Origin of the sequence: Empedobacter sp. UBA5528 (assembly GCF_002426075.1) — a bacterium.
Lineage (GTDB): Bacteria > Bacteroidota > Bacteroidia > Flavobacteriales > Weeksellaceae > Empedobacter > Empedobacter falsenii_B.
This window is the reverse complement of sequence record NZ_DINY01000019.1, coordinates 1-13,476: the sequence shown is the minus strand read 5'-3', so window position 1 is coordinate 13,476 and position 13,476 is coordinate 1. Positions and strand designations below refer to the sequence as shown.

Sequence of the window (13,476 nt, the reverse complement as noted above, 5' to 3'; positions counted from 1 at the left end):
ATATTTAAGCAAAATTCCATGCAGATTTTAATCCTTTGTTGATATAACATAAGTAATCAATAAAGCAATTCCAACAAATAGCATCATCAATTTTGAAAGATGCATAAATTCGGTTGTTAAAAATAATTTTTGAAAATGTAAACCTTCTGCAAGAGGAGAAGTGATGACTGAAATTTATATTAATCATTCCTAATTTAAAAATCATAACAGCAGGAAAAAATTCGAGTAAATACTTTTCTTCCAACCCATATAAAACTCAAACATCCAAAACCTAAAGCCAGTCAAAATTCAAAACGCGGTACAATAAATTTGTAACTAATCTTTGGTAATGATAATAACCAAATTGTGTTAAAATATACATCATAGTAAATTCTACAGCGCCCAAACCTCTCAAAAACTTCGGAATAATCATCAATAAAACAGAAATCGTATAAGCTAAAGCTAATGCATCAAAAATGGGTCGAATACCTAACGCTAACATTGTAAAATAAACATGTAATATCCCAGTAATTTCGATGATTGTTGAAATTAGAATCGTGAGATTTATATTTTTTTGTCCAAAGAAGCTTCAAAAATTGGATTGATTTCTTTACAATTTTTGGAAATTTATTCTCTATAATTTGATTGAATTTGTTTTTTGTTTTTAAATGAGCTGTAAAAGAAATAAACCAGAATTAAAATTATGCCCAAAATAACTAATGATATCTACAAATCATTAAAATATTTGTTGACGAAAATACTATAAATAATGATGGATATACCTATGTTGAAAACCGTTAATAATCAAATAAAACCATAAATAGAACTTGCCTAAATTTATTTGTTTCAAATTGTTGTTTTTTTATTTGTTTGTGTAGATAAGCTAAAAAACTAATTCCGCCCGCTAGTAAAAAAACAATGATAAAATTTCGTTTGAGTTATAGATTGAATGTGCGCTAAAGTTTAAAAGGTAAACCATCTGCTTTGAAACATGTGATATACATTACAATTTGTAATGAAATATAGAGAAGAGTAATCACGAAACCGATTAATAACAAAAAAGGCTGCACTCTGGTTACTTGGAATAATTTGCATCATTTCTTTTCATTTGCTTTTGAAATATACAAATGTTCAATATAATAAGTCTTGCTATAACTTGTTGCCAAGATTTTTTTACATTTTTTATAGTTTGTGGAAATTTAATTTTGGTATGACATTGATAAGTTTTATCAATTTAGGGAAAAATTAAAAATAAAAATTTATGATTAACTTGAAAATCTCCTATATTGAAAATAAAAATAAGATATGGAGACTGGATTAAATATACGTCAAGCTATTTTGAATGATGCAGATAGAATTTGGGAAATTTTGCAACAAGCAGTTGAGAAAAGAAAAGAGGAGGGAAGTAATCAATGGCAAAATGGTTATCCAAATCTAGACGTTGTAAAAAATGATATCTCAAATGGTTTTGGTTATATAATTGAGAATGATAATAATCTAATCATTGGATATGTTGCAATTATTGATGAGATAGAACCTGCTTATACAGCAATTGAAGGAAAATGGCTGAATGATGATCCATATATTGTGATTCATCGATTGGCTGTTGCGCAAGATATTAAGATAAAAGGTTTGGGAACTTGGGCAATGACCGAAATCGAGAAGGTTGCAATTTCAAAAAACATACATACTATAAAAGTTGATACCAACTTTGATAATATTGGAATGTTGCGTGTTTTTGAAAAGTTAGGTTATCATTATTGTGGAGAAGTTTATTATGATGGAAGTCCAAGAAAAGCTTTTCAAAAAATTATTCAGGATTTAACATAATTGAAGATTTCAGATAGAATTTAGAAAAACTAAATAATCAAATTGATAAAATGATAAAAAGATTCCAAAAAAGGAATCTTTTTTTATGAATTTACATAGGATAATTATGTTTAAAATGTAAAATTAATATTTTAACCCCTAATTTTTATAGGGTGTAATTGAAAATAAATGATTTTATTTAAAAATAATCTAATTTTGATAGGGTTAAAATTAAAAACTTATGAAAGTCGGATTAAAATGGAAAGTAGCTTTTGCAATTATAACGCTAGTTGCATTCGCTGGATTATTTTGGAAACCAGTTGTAGATATTCCAAATACAGGAGAATTCCTTAGCGAAGAAAATATTGTAAATTCAGATGTCGCCTGGATTTTAGCAGCTGCAGGATTGGTGTTATTGATGACGCCAGGTTTATCATTTTTTTATGGAGGAATGGTGGGGAAACGAAATGTTATTTCTACCATGTTGCAAAGTTTTATTGCCTTAGGTGTGATTTCGATTTTGTGGGTTGTAGTTGGGTTTTCACTGTCTTTTGGTGAATCAATTGGTTTTACAATAAATGGAGAACATTACGGAATTATTGGTAATCCTTTAAGTTACCCATTTTTTAGTCATGTTGGAGCATTTCCACATAAAGACATGGCATCTACAATTCCATTTGTCTTATTTGCATTGTTTCAAATGAAATTTGCAGTCATTACACCAGCGCTTGTAACTGGTTCTTTTGCTGAAAGAGTACGTTTCATTTCATATTTATTGTTTATGATTTTATTTAGCTTAATCATTTACACACCGCTTTGTCATATGGTTTGGCATCCAGAAGGTTTATTGAATAAATATTTTGGAGTAAAAGATTTCGCTGGAGGAACTGTTGTTCATATGAGTGCTGGATTTGCAGCATTGGCAGGTGCTTTGGTGATAGGTAAACGTAAAAACAGAGAACACAAACCTGCAAATATTCCATTTGTTATGCTCGGAACAGGAATGTTATGGTTCGGATGGTTTGGTTTCAATGCTGGTTCAGCTTTGGGAGCAAATGCCACAGCAGCACTAGCTTTCGGAACAACAACAATTGCTTCTGCTTCTGGAATGATGACATGGATACTTTTTGATAGAATTAATGGTCGCAGCGTTACTGCTATGGGAGCGTGTATAGGGGCTGTAGTTGGATTAGTAGCAATCACTCCAGCTTGTGGGTTTGTTACAATTCCTGAAAGTATATTTTTTGGCTTTATAACAGCTATTGTCTCAAATGTAATGGTTCATTGGAAAGTGTTAAAAAGAGTTGACGATACTCTAGATGTTTTTGCATGTCATGGAGTCGGAGGAATCATGGGAATGATTTTGACAGCTATTTTTGCACATGGAGAAAATGCAAGCTTATTACATGGCGGGGTATATGTGTTTGCACATCATATGATTGCTTTGTTGCTCGTTTCGTTATTTACTTTTTTAGGTGCGATTGCTTTATTTTATATTACGGATAAAATGATTCACTTACGCGTGAGTGATAGAGCGGAGTTCGAAGGCTTAGATTTGTCGCAACACGAAGAAAGTTTGCATTAAGTAAACAATAGTATTATAAAAAAATCCGACTACTTTTAAGTAGTCGGATTTTCAGTTTATATTAATCCAGCGCGCTTTAACAAAGCGTCTGCTGTTGGTTTATGACCTCTAAATTCTTCGTACAGTTTCATCGGTTCTACAGTTCCACCAGATGATAAAAGTTTATAGAATTTTTGAGCTTTTTCTGGATTGAAAATTCCAGTTTCTTGGAAAAATGCAAAGGCATCTGCATCCAAAACTTCGGCCCATTTATATGAATAATAACCAGATGAATATCCACCTTGAAAAATATGTGAGAAGGATGTACTCATCATATTTTTATCAATTTCTGGATACAACTCTGTTCGTTTAAAAGTTTCTTTTTCAAATTGTTGTAAATCATTAATTTCAGCCAAATCATTCGCATGATAAGCCATATCCAATAATCCAAAACTCAATTGACGAACAGTTTGATAACCTTCCATAAAACTTGAAGAAGCTTTTACTTTTTCAATTAATTCTTGCGGAATAATTTCTCCTGTTTGATAATGTTTTGCAAATAATTTTAAAGCTTCTGGTTCGTAACAAAAGTTTTCGTAAAATTGAGAGGGTAATTCAACAAAATCCCAATAAACATTTGTTCCAGAAAGACTTTCGTACGTTGTATTTGGTAACATTCCGTGTAGCGCATGTCCAAATTCGTGGAACAATGTTGTCACTTCCTGAAATGTCAATAATGACGGCGTGTCTTTCGTTGGTTTTGTAAAATTACAAACAATCGAAATGTGCGGACGTTTGGTGTTTCCATTCACATTAGAAGCATCTCTATAACTTGTCATCCAAGCACCAGGGCGTTTTCCTGCGCGCGGGAAAAAGTCTGCATACAATAAACTTAAGAACGCACCATTTTTATCTAGAACTTCATAAGTTGTTACTTCATCGTTGTATTTATCAATTTTATGAATTTCTTTAAATGTAATTCCATACAATTTTGTTGCGACATCAAAAGCTCCTTGAATCACATTTTCTAACTGAAAATAAGGTTTCAATTCTTCGTCAGAAAGACTGAATTTTTTCTGTTTTAATTTTTCAGCATAATACGCATGATCCCAACGTTGCAATGTTTCAATCCCATCAGTTTCTTTTGCAAATGCAGTTAATTCCTCAATTTCTTTTTCTGCAAACGGTTTTGCTTTCGTTAATAAATCATTCAAGAAATCTAAAACAGTCGTTGGTGTTTTTGCCATACGTTCTTCCAAAACATAATCAGCATGCGTTTTATAACCTAATATTTTAGCACGTTCGTGACGAAGTTTTACGATATTTTTGACATTTTCTTCGTTGTTAAATTCATTATTTTGATAGGCTTTTACTCCATTTGCTCTAAACAATTTTTCTCTTAATTCACGATTTTCTGCGTATTGCATAAACGGAATATAGCTTGGTGCTTGTAACGTAATCAACCAACCTTCGTGATTTTTTTGTTCAGCATCAGCTTTTGCTTGATCAATAGCATATTGAGGCAAACCTTTTAAATCATTTTCATCTGTGATAATCAATTCGTATGCATTAGTTTCAGCCAAAACATTTTGTCCAAATTGCAAAGAAAGCATAGCCAATTGCTTGTCTATTTCGCGTAATTTATTTTTGTCTTCTTCGTTCAAATTTGCCCCATTTCTTGAAAAACCTTTGTATTTTTTTTCTAATAAATAAGCTTGTTCATCTGTTAAATTCAACGAATCCTTTTGATTATAAACGACTTTAATTCGTTCAAATAAATCTTGATTTAAGCGAACATCATTTCCAAATTCAGATAATAAAGGGGAAACTTCTTGCGCAATTTCTTGAATTTCATCATTCGTTTCAGCAGAATTAAGGTTGAAGAAAATAGAAGAAATACGTCCTAATTTTTCACCCGAAAGTTCCATTGCTTCAATTGTATTTGCAAAATTTGGCGCTTCAGGATTCGCAGTAATTGCATCTATTTCTGCTTTTGCTTCTTCAATTGCTTGGATAAAAGCAGGTTTGTAATCTTCAATTTTGATTTTAGAAAAAGGAGCACTTTCAAAAGGTGTTTCAAATTTTTCTAATAACGGATTTGCCATTTATGGTGTATTTTTTTAGTTAAAATATATTTGTTTGAACTCTTTCAAATTCTAATCCAAATGTAAGAAATCTGACAAATCGTCAAATTTAATGTGTGATTAATTTAGAGTTATTTACATTTGTTTTAAAAGTAAACAATTATGAGTGTAGCCTTAATATTCAATCAAAAACCAACAGAAGAATGGCAAAGAAATTTACAAGAATTGTTGCCAGATACGAAAGTTGAAGTTTATCCAAATATCTCAAATCCAAAAGATGTAGAATTTATTGCAACTTGGAAACCGCACAAAAATTATGTGACTGAATTTCCAAATCTAAAAGTTGTACAATCAGTTGGAGCAGGAATTGACCATTTGTTGCATACCAAAATTCCAGATTCAATAAAGGTAACACGTATTGTTGATCCTGCTTTGAAGCAAGAAATGTTTGAGCATGTTTTGGCTTGTGTTATGACTTCAATGAAAAATCTATTGACGTATTATAAAGATCAAGTTCGTAAAGAGTGGAAGCCTACTACTTATCAAAATATCAAGGAAACAACTATTACTATTTTAGGATTAGGTGAAATCGGAAAGTTAGTAGCAGAGCAATTTGTTGCGTTAGGTTTTCAAGTCAAAGGTTGGTCGAATTCGCCAAAAAATATAAATGGAGTAGAATCTTTTTCTGGAAAAGAAGGCTTGAATGCTGCGATTTCTAAAACTAATTTTATTGTCAATATTTTGCCTTTGACAGATGATACAGAAGGTATTTTGAATAAAGACTTTTTTAAAGAATGTTCAGATCATACAGTTTTGGTGAATGTTGGTCGTGGAGCACATTTGGTCGAAAAGGATTTATTAATTGCAATCGAAGAAAAACAAATAAAAGAGGCTTATTTAGATGTTTTTGTAGAAGAACCTTTACCTGAAAATCACCCTTTTTGGACGAATGAAAATATTTATGTAACACCTCATATTGCGAGTGTTACAAATGCAACAACTGCTCTAAAACAAGTTGCAGATAACTATAACAGAATGAAAAATAACGAAGCTTTATTGAATGAAGTTTCATTAGAAAGAGGTTATTAGATATACCAAAATGACGTAAGATTTTGTTAAAAAGACGCATTTATGTTTTTACTTGTCAAAAAAATCTTTTAACATTGTATTTGAAAAAATAAAAGCTAAAAATGAGTGATTATATTCAACTTTATTCAATTGATAATATTTTAAGAACTTACAAAGAAGAAGCAACTGATCGTCGGTTAGCAATCTTTGACGTAGGTCCTGAGAACAATTATTATTTTGTAAAACGAAAACCTTATAAGTTTACGTCGCTTGGGTTGATTTTAATCACAGCAGGAACATGTGAAATCACGGTGAATTTAGAACCAACATTAATCAAACGTGACGATATTATTGTGGTTCTTCCAGGTCAGTTGTTCGAGATTATAGAGCATTCGGCTGATTTTGCTGTTCAAGCAATCTTCATTGATTCAGATCTGATTATTGAAGCTGGTTTTCACGTGAAATCCAATAATTTAGTAGAATTTTTATCGTCCAAATATCCTAAAATCATTTCTTTAGATAAAAAGATTGTACGTGATATGCGCTACAATCTGAATAAGATTAGTAAATATACCATCAAGAATGAAAATATCTTTGCAAAAGATTTGGTTTTACATCACTTTTCAGTGTTGATGTATGAGATGGGAAATTACTACAACCAAGCTGTAACGGCAAAAAGTACAACGAAAGAAGTCAGAAAGGAGGAATTGGCTAAGCAGTTTTTGTATTTAGTTTCAACTCATTTTCGTCGTCAGCGTAATGTACAATTTTATGCAGATGAAATGTTTATTAGTCGTAAACATTTGACTAAAATTATTGTCGAAGTCTTTAATAAATCACCCAAACAAATCATTGCTGAAGCCATTGTATTAGAGGCAAAAGTCTTGCTAAAGAACCCAAAAAATAGTGTTTCTGATGTTGTGACAGAATTAAATTTTATAGATACCTCAGTTTTTAGTAAATTTTTCAAAAATTATGCCGGTGTTTCTCCAAGAACTTTCATAGCTTCTAATTAATAATTGATGTAAATCAATGTAAATGTGAAAACTTTCTAAAAACGTCTTTCTGACATATTATTACGTTTATTTTGCTAACTAATTTGTTAAAATGGATAGACCTTTGTTGCTCAAATTTTAATTGATGCGTCTTTTAGTAGATAATCGATACATGAAATTTGAATGAAAAGAATTTTATGGTGGTAGATTTTACAAAAAAAATATTTGCACATATTTCAGCAATCGGTGGTTATGTGCCAGAGAATAAACGAACTAATTTCGATTTAGAAAAGATTACAGACACTTCTGATGAATGGATTGTAAAAAGAACGGGAATTAAAGAACGTCGTATTTTAGAGGAAGGTTTAGCGACTTCTGATATGGCGGTTAGTGCAATTCAGAATTTAATTGATACATACAAAAAAGACATCAAAGATGTTGATGCGTTGATTGTTGCGACTTCTACACCAGATATGTTGATGCCTGCTACTGCGAATATTGTGTGCGAAAAGTTAGGAATAGAGAATGTTTGGGCATTTGATATGAATGCAGCTTGTTCTGGATTTTTATACGCGTTGGACATGGGTGCTTCATTGGTTGAAAGCAAACGTTACAAAAATGTTTTGGTCATTGGTGCTGATAAAATTAGTGCGTATGTAGACATCAAAGATCGTTCGACAAATATTTTGTTTGGAGATGGAGCTGGAGTAGTTTGGTTAGAGCCTACAAATGAAGAAGGAATTTTGGATGCTTTGTTACAGAGTAATGGAACTGGAAAAGAATTCTTGAATATAGAAGGAGGTGGTTCTTTGTATCCAGCGAGTTCACAGTTGTTGGTTGATGAGAAGCGTTACATTAGACAAGATGGAAAAATTGTATTCAAAAATGCAATTCAATCAATGAGTGATACGTGTGTCAATGTTTTGAAACGCAATGATTTTTCTGTAGAAGATGTAAATTGGTTGGTTCCGCATCAAGCGAATAAACGAATTATTGACGCTGTTGGTAATGAAATTAATATTGAAGATGGTAAAACTTTAATCAATATTGAGAATTACGGAAACACAATTGCAGCGACAATTCCGTTATGTATTTGGGAAAATACAGCAAAATTAAAGAAAGGAGATTTATTGATGTTGACAGCCTTTGGAGCAGGTTTCTCTTGGGGAGCAAGCTTATTGCGTTGGACAATTTAATCAATAAAAATCATATATTTTTGTTCATAAAGAACGGCAAGAAATTGTCGTTCTTTTTTATTGTAAACTATTAAATTCTTCACCACACTTCTTGCATTTGAACACGTTTTTGTAGTAAATTGGGTAAACCCAAAATATGATAGAAGATAATAAAGAAAGTAAACCTTTTCCACCTTTCATTGACTTGTAATTGCTGTAATACTCATTACTTCCACACTTAGGGCAAACAAGAATTTCATCCAAATCATTGGTATAATTTGAAGTATCAATTTCTTCTAAAACTTTCATAGCACAATCAGTATCTTCTTTCTTAATTTTTACTTTCACGCCACCAATGGCATTCGACAAAAACTGATTCATCCCAACCGAATGTTCATCAATAACAAAAGCATCAATTTGTTCACTCTCTAATTTTGAACGTAAAATATGTGCTTCAATAGGGCTTTCAAATGTTTTTAATGTAATAACTTCCATACTAATTGTGTTAAAAATTCAATTCAATATCCGATATAAAATTAGTTCTTTTTATCTTAATGTTTTAAATTTTTTAGTAGATGAAAAATGTAATTCAATGTTTATTTTTAATTGTATTGATGATGAATACGACACATGCGCAAAACCTAAAACAAGTTGCTTACAAAGATGGCTTACAAAAATTGAATGGTTTAGTAACCGATAATACAACAAAGAAAAGTCCAGGAGTTTTGATTTTACCTGCTTGGAAAGGAGCTGATAACGAAGCAAAACAAGCTGCAATAGATTTAGCAAAAGAAGGTTATATTGCGTTTGTTGCAGATATTTATGGAGAAGGAAGCAATCCGAAAGATAATGCGGAAGCGGCTAAAATAGCAGGAAAATACAAGTCTGATTTTGCAGCTTATCAAAAACGAATTGATTTGGCGTTGAAAGAGTTAATCAAAGCTGGTGCAGATCCAAGCAAAATTGCTGTAATTGGTTATTGTTTTGGAGGAACAGGCGCATTAGAAGCTGCTCGTGCGCAATTACCTATTGTTGGCGTTGTTTCTATTCATGGTGGATTAGCAAAAGATTTGGCTCGAAAAAATATCCCTCTTAAAACAAAAGTTTTAGTAGAACATCCAGCTGATGACGAATCTGTAAAACCTGAAGATATTTCGAATTTGGTACTTGAAATGAACGAAGGAAAAACAGATTGGCAAATGATTACTTACGCAAATTCAAAACATACATTTACCAATCCAGAATCACCAGATTACAATAAAGTAATGGCAGATAGAGCGTGGCAACATACATTATTGTTTTTAAAAGAAGTATTGAAATAAAACCATTAATTCGAGTGAAATTATTTTTAGAATTTTGTATCGAGAATAAGGTTTTAGAAGATAAAATTCATCTTAATTCTCGATACAATTTTAAAAAAAACATAATAAGAAATCTACTGAATAAACAACTGTATCATTTCATACCAAAAAGCAGCTGTAAAAAAGCCTATAATAATACTGATTCCAATAATCAAATTGGTTAGTTTGGTGTTGAGTTTAAATTGTTCCGCAATAATACTAGATGTCACTAATGTAGGCATTGCAGCTTCAAAAATAGAGATTTTAGCCACATCACCTTTTATCCCAATTACGATGGCTAAAAGCATTACAACTGCAGGCGCTATCATTAATTTGTAAACCATAGACATCGAAATTTGTGACCATAATTTTCTCCAACCATTAAACTTTAATTGCAGTCCAACTGAAAATAAAGCCAACGGACCTACAGTTGCAGCTAATTTATCGAAGAATGGTTCGGCAGGAGATAAGTCGATAAATTGAGATAAAATCAATGCACTGATACAACCCAAAAATGGGGGGAAAGTAAATAATCTTTTCAAGATAAATTTAGAATCTATTGCTCCAGATCCATTACTTCCTCCTTTTAATGCAGAAACTATTCCGATGGTTGATAAGCACAAAAACATGGTTTGATCACAAATAATCGCAATACTTAAATATTTTTCTCCATAAAATGCTGAGATCAAAGGGAAACCAATAAAAGAGGTATTGCTATAGCCGCTTGCCAATTCCAATGTTCTTCTCGAACGCTCCGAATAGCCTTTTGCTTTGCTGTAGAATTTCATGTAAAATAAACTTCCAACGGCAATAATGACAGTCGAAAAGATAGGGAATAGCATTTCTTGCGACCATTCTACTTTTGGTAAATACTTAAACGAGACTGCTGGTAAAGCTAAATATAAAATCCATGTATTGATCCCTTTATGTGCATCAGGATGTATAGATTTTGTTGCTTTAAACACCATTCCGGCGATTATGCAGACTGCGATTAATATAAAATTTACCATTTTTTAGATATTTAGAATGCAAAGTTACAATCCCATTTTTTTTTACCCTAAAGATATCACTTTTTATTCAATGCTTATTTTTTATAAAATGGCAAGATTAGATATATTTAATTTATTATTATCTAAAATTACTTTTGAATAATGATTTTCATTTTCCAAAATAGCTGTAAATGGAGCAGGAATTATTTATCAGTTGTAGGAAACTAAGTTGTTTTAATAAAATAATTTAGTAATAATATTTTCCCTTCATCTGAGCCATTAGTACCAAAAGTATCAAAATCTCCTTTTCAGAATTTAGATGTTGTTTTCTATTATAATATATGATTAGTTGCTTCAATATAAGTTGTAGGTAAACCAATTTCAGAAATTCCAAAAATAGAATGTTGATCAAATTCTGCTTAGTTCTCATAAGCTAAATATATTCTTCATTCGTTTTACAAAAGTTAATCTTGTCCAACCAACTTGTAAACTAAACTGATTATCGGTTTCTTCAATTAACTCAAAAGCTAGAATAGTTGTATAAAATGATTTCGTTTTTTCTAAATCATTTGTAAACAATTGTAATTCTTATATTTTCATTCTGCGATTTTTTATAAAAGTAAACCAACTAAACAGAAGAAAACATCAAGACGAATTGATTTAATTAATTGCGCTATAAGTAAATTATTTCCTTCAATTAGTTATTATTCTTTTCTTTCAAAAAACCTTTTTCTTGACACAAAATTCTTACAGAATTTCACTCGAAATGACGGTTTTTTCATATAAAAAAGGTAGAATTATACTACTGATTTCTATATCAAAATAAACATCTATTTCTATGTCTCTATGTGGTCATTTATTCAAAAGTTGAGACAAATTATATCTTTATTTTATTCTCATCATAGTCACCAAAGAAGTAGCCACATGCGTTTCTTTGTTCGTCGTTTCGTCAACCACAAAAATCTCTGTGCGTATGGTGCTTATCTTTTTTCCGCCTTTTATCACATAGGCTTTTGATAGTAAATAATCACCCAAAGCAGGTCGTAAATAATTCACCTTTAACTCAACTGTTACCACATAACAATCGTCGTCATAGTGAGAAACAGCAGCATAACCAGATGAAACATCAACCAAAGAAGCAATCATAGCACCATTAAACATTCCGTGCTTACGTGTCATCATTTCTTGTTTTGGAATCTTAATCGAAACATAGTCCGTTTCGCATTCGATAAGTGATGCGTTATAAAATTTTAAGGTTTCTGAACGATTAAAACTTACCTCTACTAATTCTCTTTTTTCTGGCGTCATATAAAATTGCTTTCAACAAATATAGAGATTTGTCGAAAGCAATTTCAGTTATGCAGTTACGTTATTCAAGTTTTCTTCTTTGATAATCGTATTTTGATGTGACAAAATTACTTTATCCAAACCGCGGTAATAATTCCCTTTGTCAACAGTAATCAATAAATTATTTTTCGGAATTTTATTGATAATCTTATTGTTCGGGAAATGTTGTTTCGAGTTTTTGAAGGTAATAAATACATCATCTTCAGTTAGATTTTTGACATCATCTTCCGAAATAATATCAATCAATTCATAAGGTAAATAAAGTTGATCGAAGATATAATGAAACGTTTTAAGGCGTTTTCCGTTCAATTCTTTGCTATGTTGCAAAAAGTTTCTCAATCTATGTACAACAGCGTAGAAATTACCTACCAAAGGCGGTTTGGGAATATTACGCTCGAACAAGCAACCATCAATCAAACTAAGCGGAAGTTTGATATTCAATTCATCTGTTTTTACATTGTATAGATGGCGATAATCCAAACCTCTTTTCTTGAATTCTTCAATAATATGATCTTTTAGCGCAGGAACTTTAATAGGCAATTGTTGATTGATAAAATCGACCAATTTTTCATCTGATATAGGAGCTAAATTAAGCTCAGAAATGTTTTGTGACATACAATAAATAGTTAAAATAAAACAATTATTGTATTTCGATAATAGGGGATTTTTCGTTGTTTTTGGATGAACTCCCGTATTGTTTTACCACCGTGGAGACTCCTCTCGGTTGGTATCGTTTTCTACGATTCGAAATACGGTGTAAAACTACATAAAAAATTGAATATGTAGTAATCTTTTCTAATAATTTTATTTTAAAATGATCACTTAGAATTTTATTCTAAATTGGATATTGTTTCGATAATAAAGTTTTGAATAATTGCTTGATTTGTTTTTTTATATTCTACCATATAGATACATCGTAATACTAGTTCATTTATTCATTTTCCAATTTATCTCTATTCATCAACATTGTTAAACCTATCTCTCTATGTGGTTATAAATTTTATGTTCTGAATTAGATGCGACCATGAAACGAGTTTAGGGTGACTGTAATCTTCCCCTTGTTAAGAACACTTAAAAGTAGAGTTTTTATTTAATATTATTGTATTAACCGGTAGTGCATTTGTAT

General features: G+C 31.1%; 13 protein-coding genes and 1 riboswitch. Of the genes, 6 read left to right on the top strand and 7 right to left on the bottom strand.

The window, feature by feature from the left end:
• Positions 1-271: 271 nt before the first annotated feature.
• The gene (locus B4L98_RS03980; protein WP_291077600.1) at positions 272-547 is read right to left on the bottom strand and encodes a lysylphosphatidylglycerol synthase domain-containing protein; all 276 of its coding nucleotides are present in this window, start codon (positions 545-547) and stop codon (positions 272-274) included.
• A 737-nt stretch (positions 548-1,284) separates the two neighbouring features.
• On the opposite strand from B4L98_RS03980, the gene B4L98_RS03975 reads away from it, so the two are divergent.
• Complete coding sequence (locus B4L98_RS03975) at positions 1,285-1,809, top strand: GNAT family N-acetyltransferase (RefSeq protein WP_291077598.1); 525 nt, start codon at positions 1,285-1,287, stop codon at positions 1,807-1,809.
• A 220-nt stretch (positions 1,810-2,029) separates the two neighbouring features.
• On the top strand, positions 2,030-3,373 hold the full coding sequence (locus B4L98_RS03970) for an ammonium transporter (RefSeq protein ID WP_286496345.1): 1,344 nt from the start codon (positions 2,030-2,032) through the stop codon (positions 3,371-3,373).
• Positions 3,374-3,429: 56 nt separating this feature from the next.
• Here B4L98_RS03970 and B4L98_RS03965 read toward each other — a convergent pair whose 3' ends face one another.
• Complete coding sequence (locus tag B4L98_RS03965; RefSeq protein WP_286496346.1) at positions 3,430-5,457, bottom strand: M3 family metallopeptidase; 2,028 nt, start codon at positions 5,455-5,457, stop codon at positions 3,430-3,432.
• Positions 5,458-5,598: 141 nt separating this feature from the next.
• Here B4L98_RS03965 and B4L98_RS03960 point away from each other — a divergent pair, with 141 nt between their 5' ends.
• The 3 genes from B4L98_RS03960 to B4L98_RS03950 all read left to right on the top strand — a co-directional run bounded on the left by B4L98_RS03960 (position 5,599) and on the right by B4L98_RS03950 (position 8,695).
• On the top strand, positions 5,599-6,525 hold the full coding sequence (locus tag B4L98_RS03960; RefSeq protein WP_286496347.1) for a 2-hydroxyacid dehydrogenase: 927 nt from the start codon (positions 5,599-5,601) through the stop codon (positions 6,523-6,525).
• Between the two features lie 101 nt (positions 6,526-6,626).
• Positions 6,627-7,520: a helix-turn-helix domain-containing protein gene (locus B4L98_RS03955; protein ID WP_221856399.1), complete on the top strand. Its 894-nt coding sequence runs from the start codon at positions 6,627-6,629 to the stop codon at positions 7,518-7,520.
• Positions 7,521-7,696: 176 nt separating this feature from the next.
• The gene (locus tag B4L98_RS03950) at positions 7,697-8,695 is read left to right on the top strand and encodes a beta-ketoacyl-ACP synthase III (protein ID WP_291062728.1); all 999 of its coding nucleotides are present in this window, start codon (positions 7,697-7,699) and stop codon (positions 8,693-8,695) included.
• 57 nt (positions 8,696-8,752) lie between these two features.
• Here B4L98_RS03950 and B4L98_RS03945 read toward each other — a convergent pair whose 3' ends face one another.
• On the bottom strand, positions 8,753-9,169 hold the full coding sequence (locus tag B4L98_RS03945; RefSeq protein ID WP_291062730.1) for a DUF2007 domain-containing protein: 417 nt from the start codon (positions 9,167-9,169) through the stop codon (positions 8,753-8,755).
• Positions 9,170-9,249: 80 nt separating this feature from the next.
• Here B4L98_RS03945 and B4L98_RS03940 point away from each other — a divergent pair, with 80 nt between their 5' ends.
• On the top strand, positions 9,250-9,996 hold the full coding sequence (locus tag B4L98_RS03940) for a dienelactone hydrolase family protein (RefSeq protein ID WP_286496350.1): 747 nt from the start codon (positions 9,250-9,252) through the stop codon (positions 9,994-9,996).
• 113 nt (positions 9,997-10,109) lie between these two features.
• Here B4L98_RS03940 and B4L98_RS03935 read toward each other — a convergent pair whose 3' ends face one another.
• The 4 genes from B4L98_RS03935 to B4L98_RS03925 all read right to left on the bottom strand — a co-directional run bounded on the left by B4L98_RS03935 (position 10,110) and on the right by B4L98_RS03925 (position 12,965).
• A complete protein-coding gene (locus tag B4L98_RS03935) occupies positions 10,110-11,024 on the bottom strand; it encodes an AEC family transporter (protein WP_286484376.1) in 915 nt (304 codons plus the stop codon).
• 405 nt (positions 11,025-11,429) lie between these two features.
• Entirely contained in the window at positions 11,430-11,582 is a 153-nt protein-coding gene (locus B4L98_RS14685) for a VOC family protein (protein ID WP_291072344.1), read from the bottom strand.
• A gap of 306 nt (positions 11,583-11,888) precedes the next feature.
• On the bottom strand, positions 11,889-12,311 hold the full coding sequence (locus tag B4L98_RS03930; protein ID WP_286484378.1) for a PaaI family thioesterase: 423 nt from the start codon (positions 12,309-12,311) through the stop codon (positions 11,889-11,891).
• A 48-nt stretch (positions 12,312-12,359) separates the two neighbouring features.
• Positions 12,360-12,965: a hypothetical protein gene (locus B4L98_RS03925; RefSeq protein ID WP_286496351.1), complete on the bottom strand. Its 606-nt coding sequence runs from the start codon at positions 12,963-12,965 to the stop codon at positions 12,360-12,362.
• 48 nt (positions 12,966-13,013) lie between these two features.
• A riboswitch (SAM-I-IV-variant riboswitch) is annotated at positions 13,014-13,108 on the bottom strand.
• Between the last annotated feature and the right edge of the window lie 368 nt (positions 13,109-13,476).